At 61.9% G+C, this 19,515-nt stretch carries 19 protein-coding genes; 10 read left to right on the forward strand and 9 right to left on the reverse strand.

Annotated features, from left to right (window positions below; all coding sequences use genetic code 11):
* The first annotated feature begins 5 nt into the window (after positions 1-5).
* The 3 genes from V6M90_RS19385 to V6M90_RS19395 are packed head-to-tail and all read left to right on the forward strand — an operon-like array spanning position 6 to position 2,974.
* A complete protein-coding gene (locus V6M90_RS19385; protein ID WP_003176563.1) occupies positions 6-542 on the forward strand; it encodes a hypothetical protein in 537 nt (178 codons plus the stop codon).
* A complete protein-coding gene (locus V6M90_RS19390; RefSeq protein ID WP_332846968.1) occupies positions 539-1,030 on the forward strand; it encodes a hypothetical protein in 492 nt (163 codons plus the stop codon). The genes V6M90_RS19385 and V6M90_RS19390 overlap by 4 nt, the downstream gene beginning before the upstream one ends.
* Before the next feature lie 18 nt (positions 1,031-1,048).
* Positions 1,049-2,974 carry a secretin N-terminal domain-containing protein gene (locus tag V6M90_RS19395; RefSeq protein WP_332846969.1) on the forward strand — a complete coding sequence of 642 codons (1,926 nt, stop codon included), beginning with the start codon at positions 1,049-1,051 and terminating at the stop codon, positions 2,972-2,974.
* A gap of 285 nt (positions 2,975-3,259) precedes the next feature.
* Here V6M90_RS19395 and etfB read toward each other — a convergent pair whose 3' ends face one another.
* The 6 genes from etfB to V6M90_RS19425 all read right to left on the reverse strand — a co-directional run bounded on the left by etfB (position 3,260) and on the right by V6M90_RS19425 (position 11,000).
* Positions 3,260-4,030: an electron transfer flavoprotein subunit beta gene (etfB, locus tag V6M90_RS19400; protein ID WP_003176568.1), complete on the reverse strand. Its 771-nt coding sequence runs from the start codon at positions 4,028-4,030 to the stop codon at positions 3,260-3,262.
* Between the two features lie 10 nt (positions 4,031-4,040).
* The gene (etfA, locus tag V6M90_RS19405; RefSeq protein ID WP_332846970.1) at positions 4,041-5,261 is read right to left on the reverse strand and encodes an electron transfer flavoprotein subunit alpha; all 1,221 of its coding nucleotides are present in this window, start codon (positions 5,259-5,261) and stop codon (positions 4,041-4,043) included.
* Positions 5,261-7,201, reverse strand: coding sequence for a dimethylglycine demethylation protein DgcB (gene dgcB / locus V6M90_RS19410; protein WP_141062931.1), 1,941 nt, complete (start codon positions 7,199-7,201; stop codon positions 5,261-5,263). The genes etfA and dgcB overlap by 1 nt, the downstream gene beginning before the upstream one ends.
* A gap of 136 nt (positions 7,202-7,337) precedes the next feature.
* A complete protein-coding gene (gene dgcA / locus V6M90_RS19415; protein WP_003176571.1) occupies positions 7,338-9,398 on the reverse strand; it encodes a dimethylglycine demethylation protein DgcA in 2,061 nt (686 codons plus the stop codon).
* 15 nt (positions 9,399-9,413) lie between these two features.
* Positions 9,414-9,944 (reverse strand): DUF5943 domain-containing protein, encoded by a 531-nt coding sequence (locus V6M90_RS19420; protein WP_003176572.1) that lies wholly within the window; start codon positions 9,942-9,944, stop codon positions 9,414-9,416.
* A 78-nt stretch (positions 9,945-10,022) separates the two neighbouring features.
* On the reverse strand, positions 10,023-11,000 hold the full coding sequence (locus V6M90_RS19425; RefSeq protein ID WP_003176573.1) for a dipeptidase: 978 nt from the start codon (positions 10,998-11,000) through the stop codon (positions 10,023-10,025).
* A 220-nt stretch (positions 11,001-11,220) separates the two neighbouring features.
* Between V6M90_RS19425 and V6M90_RS19430 the strand changes: the two genes are divergently transcribed.
* Positions 11,221-11,622 (forward strand): lysozyme inhibitor LprI family protein, encoded by a 402-nt coding sequence (locus V6M90_RS19430; RefSeq protein WP_003176575.1) that lies wholly within the window; start codon positions 11,221-11,223, stop codon positions 11,620-11,622.
* A gap of 41 nt (positions 11,623-11,663) precedes the next feature.
* Positions 11,664-12,080 (forward strand): DUF3010 family protein, encoded by a 417-nt coding sequence (locus tag V6M90_RS19435; RefSeq protein WP_332846971.1) that lies wholly within the window; start codon positions 11,664-11,666, stop codon positions 12,078-12,080.
* Between the two features lie 22 nt (positions 12,081-12,102).
* Here the strand turns inward: V6M90_RS19435 and V6M90_RS19440 are convergent, their stop codons facing one another.
* Both V6M90_RS19440 and V6M90_RS19445 read right to left on the reverse strand, forming a co-directional pair.
* A complete protein-coding gene (locus tag V6M90_RS19440) occupies positions 12,103-13,296 on the reverse strand; it encodes an AAA family ATPase (protein ID WP_332846972.1) in 1,194 nt (397 codons plus the stop codon).
* 68 nt (positions 13,297-13,364) lie between these two features.
* Positions 13,365-14,309, reverse strand: a complete 945-nt coding sequence (locus V6M90_RS19445; RefSeq protein WP_078734988.1) for a GlxA family transcriptional regulator — start codon at positions 14,307-14,309, stop codon at positions 13,365-13,367.
* Positions 14,310-14,502: 193 nt separating this feature from the next.
* Between V6M90_RS19445 and V6M90_RS19450 the strand changes: the two genes are divergently transcribed.
* From V6M90_RS19450 to V6M90_RS19470, 5 genes are all read left to right on the forward strand, one after another.
* Positions 14,503-15,447, forward strand: a complete 945-nt coding sequence (locus V6M90_RS19450) for a choline ABC transporter substrate-binding protein (protein WP_332846973.1) — start codon at positions 14,503-14,505, stop codon at positions 15,445-15,447.
* Between the two features lie 73 nt (positions 15,448-15,520).
* Positions 15,521-16,408: a BKACE family enzyme gene (locus tag V6M90_RS19455; RefSeq protein WP_003176580.1), complete on the forward strand. Its 888-nt coding sequence runs from the start codon at positions 15,521-15,523 to the stop codon at positions 16,406-16,408.
* Between the two features lie 48 nt (positions 16,409-16,456).
* Positions 16,457-17,422, forward strand: a complete 966-nt coding sequence (locus tag V6M90_RS19460; protein ID WP_003176581.1) for an L-carnitine dehydrogenase — start codon at positions 16,457-16,459, stop codon at positions 17,420-17,422.
* A gap of 50 nt (positions 17,423-17,472) precedes the next feature.
* Positions 17,473-17,949 (forward strand): thioesterase family protein, encoded by a 477-nt coding sequence (locus V6M90_RS19465; RefSeq protein WP_003176582.1) that lies wholly within the window; start codon positions 17,473-17,475, stop codon positions 17,947-17,949.
* A gap of 12 nt (positions 17,950-17,961) precedes the next feature.
* Positions 17,962-19,113, forward strand: coding sequence for a gamma-butyrobetaine dioxygenase (locus V6M90_RS19470; RefSeq protein WP_141062925.1), 1,152 nt, complete (start codon positions 17,962-17,964; stop codon positions 19,111-19,113).
* A gap of 26 nt (positions 19,114-19,139) precedes the next feature.
* On the opposite strand, the gene V6M90_RS19475 is transcribed toward V6M90_RS19470, so the two are convergent.
* Positions 19,140-19,445: a hypothetical protein gene (locus V6M90_RS19475; RefSeq protein ID WP_198140467.1), complete on the reverse strand. Its 306-nt coding sequence runs from the start codon at positions 19,443-19,445 to the stop codon at positions 19,140-19,142.
* Positions 19,446-19,515: the final 70 nt, after the last annotated feature.

Below are 19,515 nucleotides of genomic sequence, written 5' to 3' on the forward strand. Positions count from 1 at the left end.
CGCCCATGGACACACTCACTCGCCACCTGCCGCGCCTGCGTTGGCAATGGATGCAATGGCAACAGCGCCTGGGCTTCTGGGGCGTATTGGCGTTGGCCGTGATGGCCGCCGCCCTGGTGGTGGAAGTGAGCGTGATTCATCCGGCGAACAGCGCGGACCGTGAGCGGCGCCAGATCCTGGAAGCCGGCATCGCCGAACAACCCCAGGAGGTGCAGGTGACTGAACCGGCGGTGGTTGAACACCTGCCGAACGCGGACGACTTTGCCCCACGCCTGGAGCGACTGCTGGGCCTGCTGACGCAACGCGGCTTCATCGTCGAACAGACCACCCTGGCCTACTCTGCGCCTGGCGACACCGGGTTGCAGCGACTTGAGGTCGAGATCCCCCTCAGCGGGCCCTACAGCCTGTTGCGCGAAGCGCTGAATGCTGTCACGCAAGAACCGGCGGTGCGCATCGAGAACCTCACGCTCGAACGTAAGGAAATCACCAGCGGCATGTTGAACATCACCCTCAAATTGAGCGTGCTGGGGGTGGTGGAATGAAACTGTCACTTTCTTTACGCGTGCTGTTGCTGCTGACGTTGATCGGCTGCGGCTGGCTATTCTGGCAGGACACCGTCGACAGCCCACAGAGCGCCGCGCCGACGCCCATCGCCGCCGAACCCGCGGCCCCCGCGCCAACGCTCGCCCCCGCCATCGCGGCGCCGAGCGCCCCGCTCGACCTGTTCCCCGTGCAAACCTGGACGCCTGCGCCACCGCCCGTACCAATCGACATCGCGCCGCCCAAACCACCGCCGCTGCCGTTTACCGTCAGTGCCCAATGGCGCTACGAAAACCAGGCAAAAATCGTCGTGCTGCGCGGCAACGGCGGCCAGTACACCCTGTGCAACCGCTGCTCGGTGCCCGGGCGCATCGTGCCCGGCAAGATGCTCGATGCCCACTACCGCCTGGACGAACTCACCGACACCCGCGTGGTGCTGACCTACATGCCGCTCAAGCATGTCAGCACCTTGCGCCTGGACACACACTGACTTGGGAAGAACACAATCATGACCCTCCGTGCGTGGATACCCCTGAGCCTGGCGTTGTTTGGCCTGAGCGGGTGCGAGACCGAACGGGCGATCCGGCACAGCGACCAATTGCGCCAGCAGGGCGATATCCTACGCTCGGTCGAGGTGCTGCAAACCGAAGCCAAGGAAGACCCCGAGAATATCCAGTTGCGCACCGCCCAATTCGGCAAGCTGGAATTACTGGTCGCCCAATACAGCCGCGAAGCCAGCACCGCACTGCTGCGCGGCGACGATGCGGCGGCCACCCGCGCCCTGGAAACCATCCTCAAGTACGACCCCGCTAACCTTGGCGCGCGGCAGGAGATCCAGAGCATCCAGGCGATGAAACAACTGCGCCCGCAACTGGCGCAAGCCTACGAAATGAAACGCGCGAACCCGGTCGAGGCGCTCAACCTGGTGCGCCGGATCATCGCGCAAAAACCCAACTACCGAGAGGCGCTGGACTTTCGCAACGCCCTGACCCGCGAGCTGGTAAGCGCCGACTATCTCAGCGCGGACCTTTCCGAAGCCATGCGCAAACCCCTGAGCCTGGAGTTCAGCGCCCAAAGCCTGACCACGATTTTCGAAACCATTGCGCGGCTGTCGGGGGTCAATTTTGTCATCGACAAAGACGTCAACCCCAGCGCCTCGGCGAGCATGACGGCTAGCCGAACCACGGCGGAAGACGCACTGAACCTGATGCTGACCACCCAAGGGCTGGACAAGAAAATCCTCAATGCCAATACCATCCTGGTTTACCCACGGCGCCCGGACAAAGAGCGTGAATACCGCGAACTGGCGGTGCGCACGTTCTACCTCAGCCACAGTGACCCCAAGGTCGTCGGCGCCGAGATCAAGCAAGTGCTCAAACCCAAGGAAGTGCTGGTGGACGAGCGCTTGAACGCGGTGATCGTGCGCGACGGGCTGGACACCCTGAGCGCGGTGGAAAAACTGGTGGAGGCCATCGATATCGCGCAGTCGGAAGTGACCATCGATATCCAGGTGCTGGAGGTCAGCCTGAACGATGAGTTGAACCTGGGTATCCAGTACCCCGAGAGCGTTGGCCTGTCGGTGGGCAACCTGGCCAACGTGCCCGCCGGGCTGGCGGGCATCCCGCTCAGCGCATTGCGCGGCATCAATGGCGATAACATCCTGCTGGATGCGGGCAGCACCTCGGCGCGCATCAACATGCTGCAGCGCAGCGGTAATACGGTGACCCTGGCCAACCCCAGGGTCCGCGTGCGCAATCGCGAAGAGGCGGCAGTGAACATCGGCGACAAAGTCCCGATGGTGACCACCACCACCGCCAACGACATCACCACCTCGTCGGTGACCTACCAGGACGTGGGGCTGCAGATCACAGTCAAGCCCAACATCAGCCTGAGCGATGAGGTGAACCTGGAGTTGAATGTGGAAATGAGCCACATCACCAAGCGCATTCCCGCCTCGGAAAACGTGCAGGCCACCTTCGAGCTGGGCTCACGTTCAACCAAGACGCTGCTGACCGCACGCAACAACGAAACCCAGATTGTATCGGGGCTGATTCGTACAGCGGATGTCGACGAAGGCTCGGGGTTGCCGTGGTTGAGCCAGATCCCCTGGATCGGCAAGAAGCTGTTCGGCACCAACCAGAGCACGCAGCAGAAGACCGAGATCATCCTGCTGCTCACACCGAGAATCGAGCGCAACCTGGACTTGCCGATTTCGCAGATCAGTACCTTCCACAGCGGCACCGAGGCACGCAGCTCGACCGAGGGCATGATCCTGCGCGATACCACCGAAAAAATGATCCTCAAACCGATCGGAGGCAACCCGACGCCCGCGCTGCCACCGCCGATGCAGCAGCCGGACTCGACCTGGCAAGCACTGCCGCCACCGTTGCCGGAGTTGGTGCCCAAGCCTGCGCCGGAACCTGCACAACCTTAACTTCTGATGGAGATCAAAATGTGGGAGGGGGCACCCCGATAGCCATAGGTATCTACACAACTTCCGCTGAGCGAAAAATCTAGAGCCAATGGCTGTTGTAATCGTCGCACCGCCCGCGCTGGACTGCGAAGCAGCCCCAAAACCCGCACCTCGGTTTGTCCTGACATACGGCGTTGGCCTTATTGGGGCCGCTGCGCAGCCCAGCGCGGGACAAGCCCGCTCACCACAGGGTGAATTATCAGCGTTTAAAAATTGTGTAGATACTCATGCCCCGATAGCGGTGGGTCAGCGCACGACGCCTTCTTCTATGAGCAGTTTGAGAATGGCTTGCGCACCGGCTTCAGGGCTAAGCCCCTTGAGCACCTGCCCCCCGCCACCACTGGCCTTGGCCGTGGCGGCTTTCATGCGGTCGGCGCCGCTCTTGGCCTTGATCACCTTGAGGCGCTTGGGCCGAGGCTTGGCCGGTTGCAGCACCGCGCCGGTGAACAGCTCGTCTTCTTCGACTTCCACCTCATGGGCCGCCAGCTCACCGCGCTGCGCCGGGCCGTACGCGCTTTGCCGAGGCTTGGGCGCGGCGTTATCCACCGTCGCCAAAAACGGCAGACGCACTTTCAGCCGACGCCGCTGACCGCGCGGCAAGGCCTGCAGCACATGGGCCACACCGCCTTCAATCGACTCGACCTGAGCCAGCCCGACAATCAACGGCCAACCCAATTGCTCGGCCAGCAGGAACGGCAGCATGCCCGAACCTTCACCGGTTTCCGCCTGGCTGCCGGTGAGCACCACCTGCGCGCCAGCGTCGCGCAAATAGTCGCTGAGCACCGGCAACGCGTCGGCGCCGGCCGGTTGTTCGAGTACATGCAGTTGTGGCAGCCCCATGCCCAGGTAGCTGCGCAAGGTCGGCTCGGCAATGTTGCCGGCGTGCAGCACCTGCAACTTATCCCCAGCCATTTGCAGGCCCAGTTCGACGGCGCGGGCATCTTGCTCCGCACGCCGTGGGCGACCCGACGTGGGGTGGGCACCGATAGAAACCAGGCTGATTACATTCGTCGTCATGGCCATATCCTTAAGCCGCATCGCGCTTGGCGCCGTTGCGGTAGGCCTCGACCGCATCGATCAAGGCTTTCAGTATCGCGGCGCTTTCGCCGATCACCGACAAGTCGGCACGCTTGATCATGTCGCAACCGGGGTCGAGGTTGATCGCCACCACCTTGTCGCAGGCACCGATGCCTTGCAGGTGCTGGATCGCCCCGGAAATCCCCACGGCCACATACACCCGCGCCGTGACCCAGGTGCCGCTGGCGCCGACCTGGCGATCACGCGCCATGAAGCCATCGTCCACCGCGACCCGCGAGGCGCCTTCGGTGGCGCCGAGGGCGGCGGCGGTCTGGTGGAACAGGTCCCAGTCCTTCACGCCGTTGCCGCCGGAGAAAATGAATTCCGCTTCGGCCATCGGAATCGCCGCCGGGTCCACCGCCACCGCACCAAGGTCTTCGATACGCGGCAGGCTGCGCGCCAGGGTTGTGGATAACTCCACGGGCAATACCTCGTGGCGGGTGTCGCTGACCGGATCGGCGCATTCCACCGCAGCGAGGATCAAGCGCGGCAATGCTCGCGCCAGATCTTCCTGACCCGCGCCGGCACGGCCGATGCACTCCTCGCCCTTGATCTGCCACACCCGTGTGGCCGGGCGTTCCTTGAGGCTGGCGGCAAAACGCCGGCCCAACTCGCCGCCACCGCTACGGCTGTCGGGCAACAACCAATGGCGCGGGTTGAACTGGTTATCCACAGCGCGCAGACCCTGCACGCGTTGCTCCGGTGAATAACCGTCGAACTCGTGGCCGTCCAGCACCAGCAGGCGGTCGACACCGGCGGTGGCAAACGCGCTTTCCTTGTGCTCGCCAAACACCACCGCCAACACCGCGCCGTCGTTGCCGGCGAGTTGCCGCGCCAGGCCCAGCAGGTCGCGGTCGTGGCTGCTCAGGCGGCCGCCGACCATGTCCGGCACTACGTTGATGTAGAACGCAGGCGCAGGCACCTGATGCAGCGGCAATTGCACCTCCACAGCGGCGGTGCGTTTGGCCGCGCCGCCCTGCTGGGCGCCGCTGCGGTCAATGCGCTTGATGCCGTTGGGGCCGATAAAACCGACACCATGCACGTTTTTGCGGATAACGCCGTGAGGCCCCATCCAGCTGTGTTGCACAGGCTGCATCGCCGCGTGCAGCGGGTGCAGACGGTTACGGGCAATCCATTCGGCCCGTGGGTCGCGGCGGATAATGTCGCTCATCAGTGCACCTCCGCAGGTTCACGTTTAGGCGCTTTCGCCGGCGCAGAGTCTTCAAGCAACGCGTCGGCCACCAGCTCGGCAATGTCTTTGATCAACGGGCGTGGTTCGACCACACCTTCGAGCATCGCGGTGCATTGCGGGCAACCCACGGCCACCAGTTCGGCGCCGGTTTCGCGGATGTCTTCCATGCGCATGTCCGGGATCCGTTGCTTGCCGGGGATGTCGGTGATCGGCGCCCCGCCGCCACCGCCGCAGCAGCGCGAACGGAAGCCCGAACGTTGCATCTCCTTGACCTCGATGCCCAACGCACGCAGCACTTGGCGCGGGGCCTCGTACTCACCGTTGTAGCGGCCCAGGTAGCATGGGTCGTGATAGGTCACGCTGTTGCCTTTGTGCTGGCCCAGGTTCAGCGCGCCGTCGCCGATCAGCTCGGCCATGAAGGTGCTGTGGTGCTGCACGAGGTAGTTGCCGTTGAAGGCGCCGTACTCGTTTTTCAGCACATGGAAGCTGTGCGGGTCGCAGGTGACGATGCGCTTGAAACTGTACTTGGCCAGGGTCTGGATATTGCGCGAGGCCAGCAGTTGGAACGTCGCTTCATCGCCCAGGCGTCGCGCCACGTCGCCGCTGTCGCGTTCTTCCAGGCCGAGTACGGCGAAGTCGACCTTGGCCGCCTTCAGGACCTTGACGAAAGCACGCAGGGTGCGCTGGTTGCGCATGTCGAAGGCACCGTCGCCGACCCAGAACAACACGTCGGCACTGCCTTTTTCGCTGAGCAATGGCAAGTTCAAATCCGCCGCCCAGTTCAGGCGCCCGCCCGGCGCGAACCCGCCGGGGTTGTCGGTGGCGATCAGGTTTTCCAGGACTTCGGCACCCTTGTTCGGCGTGGCGCCTTTTTCCAGGGTGAGGTGGCGGCGCATGTCGACGATGGCGTCCACGTGCTCGATCATCATCGGGCACTCTTCCACGCAGGCACGGCAGGTGGTGCACGACCACAAGGTCTCGGCGTCCACCAGGCCGTTGACGATCGGCTGGTGCGGGTTGCCGCCGTGTTCGCCGATCGGTTTGCCTGGATACGGGCTGCCGGCGAACTTGGCATCAGTGCCACCGGCCAGGCCGACCACCATGTCCTGGATGAGTTTTTTCGGGTTCAGCGGCTGGCCGGCGGCGAATGCCGGGCACGCCGCTTCGCACTTGCCACACTGCACGCAGGCGTCGAAGCCGAGCAGTTGGTTCCAGGTGAAGTCTTTGGGTTTTTCCACTCCCAGGGGCGCGGTTTTGTCGCTCAGGTCCAGCGGTTTCAAACCGGTGGAGCGCCCGCCGCCGAAGCGTTCGGCACGGCGGTGCCAGGCCAGGTGCAGGGCACCGGCGAAGGCGTGCTTCATCGGCCCGCCCCAGGTCATGCCGAAGAACATCTCGGACACGCCCCACAGCACACCGACGCCCAGCAGCGCCGCCAGCAACCAGCCGCCAAAGTTCGCCGGCAGAATCCCGGCCACCGGCAAGGTCACCAGGAAGAAGCTCACCGAGAACGCCATCAGGCTCTTCGGCAGGCGCATCCATGGGCCCTTGGACAGGCGCGCGGGTGGGTTGCGGCGGCGCAGGTACATGAAGATGGCGCCGACAAACATCAACACCGAGGCCAGCAGCAAGGCATACCCGAGGATACGGTTCTGCAGGCCAAAGCCGTGTACCAGAATCGCCAGCAAAGCCGACAGCACAAAACCCAGCGCCGTGGCGACGTGGGTATTGGCGATGTATTTGTCGCGGGCGACCACGTGGTGCAGGTCGACCATGTAGCGCTTGGGCATGGCCAGCAGGCCGCCCAGCAGGTCGACCTTGGAGGCTCGGCCACGGCGCCACATGTTCACGCGGCGCAGGGCGCCGAGGACGGCGAGGCCCAGGGCGGCAAACAGGAGAATAGGCAGCAAGGTGTTCAACATGGTGAAGCTCCCACAGACCACACAAAACTAATGTGGGAGGGGGCTTGCCCCCGATAGCGGTGGGTCAGCTACAGCTGTATCAACTGACACTCCGCCATCGGGGGCAAGCCCCCTCCCACATTTGAACCCAGTCGGCTTAGAAATCCTTGCACAGGCGCAGGGCGTCATAGATGGCGGCATGGGTATTACGCTGCGCCACACAGTCACCGATGCGAAACAGCAAGTACCCCTCGCCCGCTTCGCTCAGGCACGGCTGCGGCTTGATCGCGAACAGGGCTTCGACGTCGATCTGGCCCTTGTTGCGCGACCCTTCCTTGAGCCCGTAGTAAATCGCTTCGTCCGGACGCACGCCGTTCTCCACCACCACCTGGTCGACCACCCGTTCTTCCTTGGCGCCGGTGTATTCGTTCTCCAGCACCGCCACCAGCTTGTCGCCCTCGCGGTAGACCTTTTCCAGCATCATGTCGCCGGTCATGATCACTTCCTTGGGGTACATGCTGCGGTAGTAAGTCGGGAACGACGTACCGCCAATCGCAACGCCCGGCTTGATGTCATCGGTGACGATCTCCACCTGGCTGCCCTTGTCCGCCAAAAAGTCAGCCACCGACATGCCGGTGAACTCACAAATGGTGTCGTACACCAGCACGTTCTTGCCCGGTGCCACCTTGCCGTCGAGTACATCCCAGCTGCTGACGACCAAACCTTCGGCCGCGCCCCAGTGTTCGTTCTGCTCGATAAACGGATGCCCGCCCACCGCCAGTACCACCACGTCCGGACGCAGGTCCAGGATGGTTTCGGCATCCGCCGCCACGCCCAGGCGCAGGTCGACTTTCAAGCGTGCCAGCTCCAGTTGGAACCAGCGGGTGATGCCGGCGATCTGGTCGCGTTGCGGGGCCTTGGAGGCGGTGGTGATTTGCCCGCCGATAAATTCTTTTTTCTCCAGCAGGGTCACATCGTGCCCACGTTCGGCCGCTACGCGCGCCGCTTCCATCCCGGCCGGGCCGGCACCAACCACCACGACTTTGCGCTTGGGCCCGGTGGATTTCTCGATGATGTGCGGCACGCCCATGTATTCACGGGAGGTGGCGGCGTTCTGGATACACAGCACATCCAGGCCCTGGTACTGACGGTCGATGCAGTAGTTGGCGCCGACGCACTGCTTGATCTGGTCGATCTGACCCATCTTGATCTTGGCGATCAGGTGCGGGTCGGCGATGTGCGCACGGGTCATGCCGACCATGTCCACATAGCCGCCTTCCAGAATCCGCGTGGCCTGGTTCGGGTCCTTGATGTTCTGCGCGTGCAGCACCGGGACCTTGACCACTTCCTTGATGCCGGCCGCCAGGTGCAGGAACGGCTCCGGCGGGTAGCTCATGTTCGGGATCACGTTGGCCAGGGTGTTGTGAGTGTCGCAACCCGAGCCCACCACGCCGATGAAATCGAGCATGCCGGTGTCGTCGTAGTACTTGGCGATCTGCTTCATGTCCTCGTGGGACAGGCCGTCCGGATGGAACTCGTCGCCGCACAGGCGCATGCCCACGCAGAAATCGTCACCCACTTCGGCGCGCACGGCCTTGAGCACTTCCAGGCCGAATTTCATGCGGCCTTCGAAGGTGCCGCCCCATTCGTCGGTACGCTTGTTGACCCGTGGGCTCCAGAACTGGTCGATCATGTGCTGGTGCACGGCGGACAGTTCCACACCGTCCAGGCCACCGGCCTTGGCGCGCTTGGCGGCGCTGGCATAGTTGCCGATCACGCGCCAGATTTCTTCCGGCTCGATGGTCTTGCAAGTGGCACGGTGCACCGGTTCACGCACGCCGGACGGCGACATCAGAGTCGGCCAGTTGAAGCCGTCCCAACGCGAGCGACGGCCCATGTGGGTAATCTGGATCATGATCTTGGCGCCATGCTTGTGCATGGCGTCGGCCAGGTTCTGGAAGTGCGGGATGATGCGGTCGGTGGACAGGTTCACCGAACTCCACCATTCCTGGGGGCTGTCGATGGCCACCACCGAGGAGCCGCCGCAGATCGCCAGGCCGATACCGCCCTTGGCTTTCTCTTCGTAATACTTCACGTAGCGGTCGGTCGTCATGCCGCCGTCGGTGGCATACACCTCGGCGTGCGCGGTACTGAGCACGCGGTTGCGGATGGTCAGTTTGCCGATCTGGATCGGCTGGAACATTGCTTCGAAAGCCATGGCACGGTCCTCGGCTTACAGCGGCTTGACGGTGAACAAACCAGAATCAAAGCCCTCTTCGGAGCCTCCGTAGACTTGTTCGGCGACGGTGCGGATGTTGCTGCCACGCGCTTGCAGGATCTGGTCCATGGCACCGGCAAACCAGCCGGTGAACATGTAGTCCACCTTGCGCCCGACCTTGCCGTACACGTAGACGAATGCCGAGTGTTCGAGCTTGACGCTGGCAGTGCCTTTGTCGAGGTCGATGTCCTGGATCTTGAACAGGCCCCAGCCGCGTTGCGACAGGCGCTTCATGTAGTGTTCGAACACCGCGACGCCTTCCAGGCCGTGGCACTCGGCTTCTTTTTCACACCAGTGCCAGGCGGATTTGTAGCCGGCCTTGTAGAGGATCTCGGCGTAGGCGTCGGCGCCCAGCACTTCTTCGATGCCCATGTGGTTGTTGACGAAGAAATGGCGCGGCACGTACAGCATCGGCAGGGCGTCGGAGGTCCAGACACCGGTTTCGCTGTCGACTTCGATTGGCAATTGCGGGGCGATCTTGGCCATGGAAACTTAACTCCAGAAAATTCGTTTTAATGCCCGCCGCGCGAATGGCGGCGGGTGAAGGATTAAGCGAGCGGTGGCTTATTCGCCCCAGACGTCTTTCAATACATTGACCCAGTTCTCGCCCATGATTTTGCGTACCACACGCTCGGAATGGCCGCGTTTGAGCAGGGTCTCGGTGAGGTTGGGGAACTCGCCCACGGTGCGGATGCCCAGCGGGTTGATGATCTTGCCGAAGCTGGTCAGGCGGCGGGCGTAGCCTTTGTCATGGGTCAGCATTTCAAAGAAATCCTGGCCATGGCCCTGGGTGAAATCGGTGCCGATGCCGATGGCGTCTTCACCGACGATGTTCATGGTGTACTCGATGGCTTCGGCGTAGTCGTCGATGGTCGAATCGATGCCCTTGGCCAGGAACGGCGCGAACATGGTCACGCCGACAAACCCGCCGTGGTCAGCGATGAACTTGAGTTCTTCATCGGACTTGTTGCGCGGGTGCTCTTTAAGGCCCGACGGCAGGCAGTGGGAGTAGCACACCGGTTTTTTCGATTCGAGGATGACTTCTTCGCTGGTCTTGGAGCCGACGTGGGACAGGTCGCACATGATGCCGACGCGGTTCATCTCGCCGACGATCTCACGTCCGAAGCCCGACAGGCCGCCATCGCGCTCGTAGCAACCGGTGCCGACCAGGTTCTGGGTGTTGTAGCACATCTGCACCACACCCACGCCGAGCTGCTTGAAGATCTCGACATAGCCGAGCTGGTCTTCAAACGCGTGGGCATTCTGGAAACCGAAGATGATGCCGGTCTTGCCCAGTTCCTTGGCGCGACGGATGTCGGCGGTGGTTTTCACCGGGATCACCAGGTCGCTGTTCTCACGGATCAAGGTCTGGCTGGCCACGATGTTGTTGATCGTGGCCTGGAAGCCTTCCCACACCGACACGGTGCAGTTGGCGGCGGTGAGGCCACCTTTGCGCATGTCCTCGAACAGGTCGCGGTTCCACTTGGCAATAATCAGCCCGTCGATAACGATGCTGTCGGCGTGAAGTTCGGCTGGGCTCATCAGGCTGTCCCCTTTTTGGCGATTCATGCGCCGAATCGTCTGCCGGCGCTTTGGGGCCAGCATATGCCCAGGGGCCGACAGAGCCGGGTGCAAAAACGACAGGGGAATTGCCGAAAGCGTCAATCCGCGACAAAGGGCGTTAAGAGGTGTCTGACTGGTGGCTGTTATTTGTCTTACGCTTGAGCCAGAATTCCCGCATCAACTGATATGAGACGGCGCAATGAAATCGATTTTCCTGGCTTTGGCACTCATCGCAACCGGCGTCCACGCCGCCGAAGACACCGACAGCACACCGTGCGACGGCATCGAAAACGACAAACAAACCCTGGAATGCGCCTCCTATAACAAAACCACCGCTGAACAATTGTTGAAAGACAACTACCAGGCCCTGCTGGAACGCATGGGATCGACCTACGGCCACGACAAGACCAAGCTGGCGGACATTACCGCTCGTCTGAAGGACGCCCAACAGAAATGGGAAAAGCTGCGTGACGCCGATTGCGCCGTGGACACCTTCCCGGCGGTGACCGGCACCAAGGCGTATGCGATTGCGCAAAATGATTGCCTGGCGCGCATGAGCGATGAGCGGTCGGAGTTTTTGGAGTCGATTGGGCAGGAATAAGCGACAATCCCTGCCACTTTTAATCTGAACCAAGGCCATTCATGAGCATCTGCGGTATCGAAATCAAAGGCAGCGAAGCCATCATCGCCGTCGCCTCGCTGGACAACCAGGCGCTGACCCATGCAGCCCTGGCCATCAAGAAAATCGCCCTGGAAGACGACGATGAAGCGGCCAACGTCAAAGCCTTCGCCGCTCAGGTGAAGGCGTTTGTGCAGGCCAACGCCATCACTCGCATCGCGATCAAGAAGCGCAGCAAGAAAGGCGAATTCGCCGGCGGCCCGACCACGTTCAAGATTGAAGGGGTGTTCCAACTGCTGGACGGGGTTGAGGTGACCTTGCTGTCGCCGCAGACCATTAATGCGCAGAACAAGAAGCACAATTTTGAACTGCCGGCGACGCTGAACAAGTATCAGCATGAAGCCTACAAGGCGGCGTGTTCGGCTCTGCTAAAAAAATAAGCCCCCCACATTCAGACCCAGCTCACAGTGGATTCTGGTTGTTTTTAGTGCGGTGCTTGTGCAGCAGCCAATCTCCAAACGCCTTGTCTTCCAGCGCATACCCGCCCCGGCTCGACTTCCATACCAACTCCTTGTCACGCAAGGCATCGATACAGGCCTGAATGGTCTGGGTACCCGGCACCACATCGCTGCCCATATCCTCCAGCGCCTTGCTGACCGCGGTGATTGTGCTGTCGGTAAACGGCGCAAAGGGTTCATTGCGGTGCAAGCGTTCCACCATCACCCGCAGCACCGCACGTTGCGGGATGGTCAGGGCGTTCCAGGCGCTTTCGAATTCGGTCCACACTCCCGCGCGCAGCAATTCGGCACGGCTGTGCAGCAATTGGCCCAGATTGCTCGCCTCACCCAGCTCCAATGCGACTTCACCGATGATGGTGCGCAGCATCTCGGGGCGACGGCCGACCAGCTCGAAGGCGGCGTCGATATCCGCCGCCTTGAACTGGTTGGTCTTGGCCAGGTGGGCATTCAGGTGCGCCGTGTAGGCCTGGGTGAACTCTTTGCCCAGCAGTGGAAACGGCGTGATGCTGGAGCCGAAGAACGGCTGGCTCTTGCCCAGGACCAGATGGGCCAGCTTGTCGCGGTTGGAACCGGTGAACACCAGGTGCAAGCCACTGCCGTCCTCGTCACGGCCTTGGTTGAGCTGATCCCGGGCGGCCTTCAGCGCGAACATCGCGTTGATACCGGAATCGCTGCTTAATGCGTGCTGCGCTTCGTCAATCACCAGCACTACGGGTTTTTCGGCAGCGCTGTGGAGCAACTCCAAGGCCTGGGTCAACGTCGCGCCAACGGGCAATTGGGGCTTGCTGAAGTCCCAGGACAAGGTACGCAGAAAGCTCAGTTTCTCGATTCCAATGTTCTTGGCCAGCTTGCGAATGCCTTTTTCATAGGGAACCAGAGCAGCGGCAATAGCACTGGCGATCAACTCCGCCGGATCTTTGTCTTTGTCAGCCCACAGGTCGACATACACGGCAAGCCAACCCCGAAGCTGACACTCCGGGATCAAATCTTCACGCAAAAATGTACTTTTGCCGGTGCGACGCGGTGCCGCGAGAAACAGGCCAGAGGTGAAATCCTGAATACCAGCCCCCACCAGGCCGTCGGCAATGCTGCTTGCCAGGGTGGGGCGGCGGAACACGAAGCCGCTGTGCTTGGACATGATTTTATACTCAATTATGCAACGGACTATAAATTATAGTGAGCAGTATAATTAACTATAATTGCCCGTCAAACCACCTCCCGTCGCCGATCCTCCCGCGGACACTTCGTAAACCTCGCCCGATAACTGCGAGTGAAATACGACGGCGATTCAAACCCACAGGCAATGCTCACTTCCAGCACACTCAGGTCGCTCTGACGCAGCAATTGCCGGGCTTTTTCCAGGCGCAGGCCGAGGTAGAAGTTGCTGGGTGTGTCGTTCAGGTGCAGACGAAACAGGCGCTCCAACTGACGCCGGGTGACTTTGATCGCGTCGGCCAACGCCAAGGTGCTCAGGGGCGGCTCGGTGTGTTGTTCCATCTCGCCGATCACCTGCACCAGTTTCTTGTTGTTGATGCCGTAGCGCGTGGCGATCTGCATGCGCTGGTGGTCTTTGCGCGGACGTATGCGGCCGAGCACGAATTGCTCGGACACCTGAATGGCCAGCTCCGGACCGTGGGCCTGGGCGATCAGGTCGAGCATCAGGTCGATGGACGCGGTGCCGCCGGCGCAGGTGATGCGACGACGGTCGATCTCGAACAGCTCCTGGGTCACCGTCAGCTGTGGATAAGATTCCTTGAACGCATCGATGGCTTCCCAGTGCAGGGTCAGCCGATGGCCGTCGAGCAGGCCCGCTTCGGCGAGCACGCAGGCGCCGGTGTCGATGGCGCCGAGGGTCACACCGTCATGGTCGAGGCGGCGCAGCCAATGTTCCAGCGCAGGGGTGGCGAACTGCAGCGGTTCGAAACCCGCCACCACCAGTAAGGTCGCGCCTTTTTTCAGCGGCTCCAACGCCGCGTCGGCATTGACCGACATGCCATTGCTCGCCAATACCGCGCCGCCGTCGGCGCTCAACACATGCCAGCGGTACAGCTCGCCACGAAAGCGGTTGGCCACCCGCAGCGGTTCCAGCGCGGAAATAAAGCCAATGGCCGAAAACCCCGGCATCAGTAGAAAGTAGAAATCCTGGGACATGGTGGCGCTCTCGTCATACGGGCAGCGTGGCACTGTGATACTCCCGTTCACCGGCGGATTCAAGGGGACAGGTCGCTACAGTGCAAGAGCCGGTCGCCGCCGTGCGTTTTGTCGGTTGCGAAGGTACGTAACTTGGCCTCACGGCGCACAAAGACGCCGGACCCCACAATAACGACCTGCCGAGGGACCCACCATGAACCGACTGATCCGCCGCTGCGTGCTCGCACTCAGCGCCAGCGCCATCTTGAGCACCAGCATATTCGCGGCCGACGCCGAATCCTGCCGGAACGTGCGCATGGGCGTGGTGAACTGGACCGACGTGATCGCCACCAGCGCCATGACCCAGGTGTTGCTCGACGGCCTCGGCTACAAGACCAAACAGACCAGCGCCTCCCAGCAAATCATCTTCGCCGGCATCCGCGACCAGCGTCTGGACCTGTTCCTGGGCTACTGGAACCCGCTGATGACCCAGACCATCAGTCCTTTCGTCGATGCCAAACAGGTCAAGGTTCTCGACAAACCCAGCCTGGAAGACGCCCGTGCCACCTTGGCGGTACCGACTTATCTGGCGGACAAGGGCCTGAAAACCTTCGCCGACATCGCCAGGTTCGAGAAAGAACTGGGGGGTAAGATCTACGGCATCGAGCCCGGCTCAGGCGCCAACACGCAGATCAAGGCGATGATCGCCAAGAACCAGTTCGGCCTGGGCAAGTTCCAGCTGGTGGAGTCCAGCGAGGCCGGCATGCTTGCTGCCGTGGACCGCGCCGTGCGCCGCAAGGAAGCCGTGGTGTTCTTCGGCTGGGCGCCGCACCCGATGAACGTCAACATCGCCATGACCTACCTCAGCGGCAGCGAAGACGCCCTGGGTCCGAACGAAGGCATGGCCACCGTCTGGACCGTGACGACGCCCACCTACGCCGAACAATGCCCCAACGTGCACAAACTGCTGGCCAACCTGACCTTCACCGCCGCCGACGAGAGCCGGATGATGCAGCCGCTGCTGGATCACAAGGACGCTCTGGAGTCCGCCAGGCAATGGCTCAAGGATCACCCCCAGGACCAGGCCCGCTGGCTGGAAGGCGTGACCACCTTTGACGGCAAACCGGCCGCTGCCAACCTGCAATTGACCGGCAAATAACCTTTTTCGAATCACCGTTTCGCGGTCATTACCGACCGCGAACGGCACCACCACGCCTGTAAGGAATCGCCTCATGAACCACGACGTCATCATCACCTGCGCACTCACCGGTGCTGGCGACACGACCGCCAGAAGTCCACACGTGCCGATCACCCCCAAACAGATCGCCGCAGCGGCGGTTGAAGCGGCCAAGGCCGGTGCCACCGTGGTGCATTGCCATGTGCGAGACCCCGAGACCGGCAAGTTCAGCCGCGACGTGGCGCTGTACCGCGAAGTGATGGAGCGCATCCGCGAGGCCGACGTCGACATCATCGTCAACCTCACCGCCGGCATGGGCGGCGACCTGGAGATCGGCGGCGGCGAGAGCCCGATGGAGTTCGGCCCCAACACCGACCTGGTCGGCCCGTTGACCCGACTGGCCCATGTCGAGGAGCTGCTGCCGGAAATCTGCACCCTGGATTGCGGCACCCTCAACTTCGGCGATGGCGACACCATTTATGTGTCCACCCCGGCACAACTGCGTGCCGGGGCCAAACGCATCCAGGCATTGGGCGTCAAGGCCGAACTGGAGATTTTCGACACCGGCCACCTGTGGTTCGCCAAGCAGATGATCAAGGAAGGCCTGCTGGATAACCCGCTGTTCCAGTTGTGCCTGGGCATCCCATGGGGCGCGCCGGCCGACACCACCACCATGAAAGCCATGGTCGACAACCTGCCCGCCGACGCAGTGTGGGCCGGCTTCGGCATCGGCCGCATGCAAATGCCGATGGCGGCGCAAGCCGTGCTGCTGGGCGGCAACGTGCGGGTCGGCCTGGAAGACAACCTGTGGCTGGACAAGGGCGTGCTGGCAACCAATGGTCAACTGGTGGAACGCGCCAGTGAAATCCTCACCCGTCTGGGCGCGCGGGTGCTGAGCCCGGCCGAGGGCCGAATCAAGATGGGCCTGACAAAGCGCAGCTAAACACCGCCCCTCCCACAAGGGAACACCGAACGCCTTAGGAATTTGCCAATGAGCTTTATCACTGACATCAAAATCTTCGCCGCCCTCGGCAGCGGTGTCATCGGCAGCGGCTGGGTATCCCGCGCCCTCGCCCACGGCCTCGATGTAGTGGCCTGGGACCCGGCGCCAGGCGCCGAAGCCGCGTTGCGCAAACGCGTCGCCAATGCCTGGGGCGCCCTGGAGAAACAAGGTCTGGCGCCCGGCGCGTCCCAGGACCGCCTGCGCTTTGTCACCACCATCGAAGCCTGCGTGAAAGACGCCGACTTCATCCAGGAAAGCGCCCCGGAACGCCTGGAATTGAAGCTGGAATTGCACGGCAAGATCAGCGCAGCGGCCAAGCCGAATGCATTGATCGGTTCAAGCACGTCGGGCCTGTTGCCGAGTGAGTTCTACGAGGGCTCAACCCATCCGGAACGCTGTGTGGTCGGGCACCCGTTCAACCCGGTGTACCTGCTGCCGTTGGTGGAAGTCGTCGGCGGCAAGCACACCGCGCCGGAGGCGATTCAGGCGGCGATCAAGGTGTACGAAAGCCTCGGCATGCGCCCGCTGCATGTGCGCAAGGAAGTCCCTGGATTTATCGCCGACCGCCTGCTCGAAGCGCTGTGGCGCGAGGCGCTGCACCTGGTCAATGACGGCGTAGCCACCACCGGCGAAATCGATGACGCAATTCGCTTCGGTGCCGGGTTGCGCTGGTCGTTCATGGGCACCTTCCTGACCTACACCCTGGCGGGGGGCGATGCCGGCATGCGGCACTTCATGGCGCAGTTCGGCCCGGCGCTGCAGTTGCCGTGGACCTATTTGCCGGCACCGGAACTGACCGACAAACTGATCGATGATGTGGTCGAGGGGACCAGCGACCAGTTGGGTAGCCGCAGCATTTCGGCGCTGGAACGCTATCGTGATGATTGCTTGCTGGCGGTGCTGGAGGCGGTGAAAACCACCAAGGCCAAGCACGGTATGAGCTTCGCCGAATAACCCTGTGGGAGGGGGCTTGCTCCCTCCCACCTTTGACCGAGTACGGACTCATGCCTGCATTGACCACCTACACCACAAAAATCCAACCTGAATGGGTCGACTACAACGGCCACCTGCGCGACGCGTTCTACCTGCTGATCTTCAGCTACGCCACCGACGCGCTGATGGACGTCTTGGGCCTCGATAGCGACAACCGCGAAGCCAGCGGTCACTCGCTGTTCACCCTGGAGTTGCACCTCAATTACCTGCACGAAGTGAAGCTGGGCGCCGAAGTTGAGGTGCACACCCAACTGATCGCCCACGACGCCAAGCGCCTGCACCTCTATCACGGTCTGCACTTGGTGGGCGAGCAGAAGGAACTGGCCGGCAACGAACAGATGCTGCTGCATGTCGACCTCGCCGGCCCGCATTCGGCGCCGTTCACCGAGGCGATCCTGGAAAAACTCACCACCCTCAGCGCGCAGCAGGCCGAGCTGCCCCGCCCTGCCCTGCTCGGCCGCGTGATTGGATTGCCCGCCAAAAGATAACAAGGAGCCGCCATGCAAAGTGTTGCCGATTTTCGTACCTACACGTTGATCAGCGACCTCGCCGAGGTGCAGCTGTTGGCGGATCGCGTCGACGTGCACTGGGCCGACGGCCGGATCAGCCCGTTTCATCATCAGTGGCTGCGCGACAACTGCCCGTGTGGGGAATGCGTGTACAGCGTGACCCGTGAGCAGGTGCTGGAAATCGTCGATGTGGAGGACGATCTCAGCGCCCTCGACGCACGCATTGAGCAGGGTTTGCTCAGTGTGCAATGGCATGGCGGCCATCACAGCCAGTACGACCCGGGCTGGCTGCGGGCGCATGCCTACGACGACGAGTCCCGCGCCGAACGCCGCGCGGCCAAGCCGAAATCCCAGCTGTGGGACAGCCGCTTCCAACTGCCGGTATTCGACTACGCAGCCGTCATGGAAGACCCCAAGGCGCTGCTGCAATGGTTGCTGGCGTTACGGGATTGCGGCCTCACACAGATCCGTCGCGTGCCCACCGAGCCCGGCTCCTTGGCGCTGATCGCCAAGCGCATTTCGTTTATCCGCGAGAGCAACTTCGGCGTGCTGTTCAACGTGCAGTCCAAGGCCGATGCCGACAGCAATGCCTACACCGCTTTCAACCTGCCGCTACACAGTGATTTGCCCACGCGCGAACTGCAACCAGGGCTGCAATTCCTGCATTGCCTGGTGAATGATGCCAATGGTGGCGAGAGTATTTTTGTCGATGGGTTTGCCATCGCCCATGCCCTGCGCACGGAAGATCCCCAAGCGTTTCGCGCCCTGTGTGAAATCCCCGTGGAGTTTCGCAACAAGGACCGCCACAGCGACTATCGCCGGCTGGCGCCGATCATCGCGCTGGATGCCTTGGGCGAAGTGGCGGAGATTCGCATGGCCAACTTCCTGCGCGGGCCTTTCGAGGCGCCGGTGGAGCAGATGCCGTTGCTGTACCGGGCCTATCGGCGGTTTATTGCGATGACGCGCGAAGAGCGTTTTCGGGTAGTGCAACGCCTGAACCCGGGCGAGCTGTGGTGCTTCGACAACCGTCGTACGCTGCATGCGCGCAATGCTTTTGATCCGGCTTCCGGGGCGCGACATTTCCAGGGTTGCTACATCGACCGGGATGAATTGCTCTCGCGCATCCTGGTATTGCAGCGGTAACGTTGGTGATGGTTGCGCTAGCTTACCTAGCGCTCCTCAGCCGGTAACTGTGCAGCTTCAAGAGCCTGTTTCTTCTCGACAGCTGCTGCAATGAGAGGTGCCATTTCACGCAGCATGTCTATATCTCCACTCTTCTCGTAAAGACTCAGCCATTTGCGTCGAGGCCTTATTATCCGTTCATCATCCCTGATGGGAAGCTTCTTGAGCGTATTTTGCGCGCGCTCTCGAAACTCTGGTGGAACCGCATCCGTTAACACCAATTGAAGGGATGGCAAGCTGATTTCAAACCATCCTTCCTGCACTTCGAATGGGTCTAACAATCCAGCAGCCACTTGCTTGCTTTTAGAGCTGTTAATCCATCCGTCAATATATCGATAGTTCGACCACTCGTAAGCAAGGAAT

Source organism: Pseudomonas lactucae (assembly GCF_036688725.1).
Lineage (GTDB): Bacteria > Pseudomonadota > Gammaproteobacteria > Pseudomonadales > Pseudomonadaceae > Aquipseudomonas > Aquipseudomonas lactucae.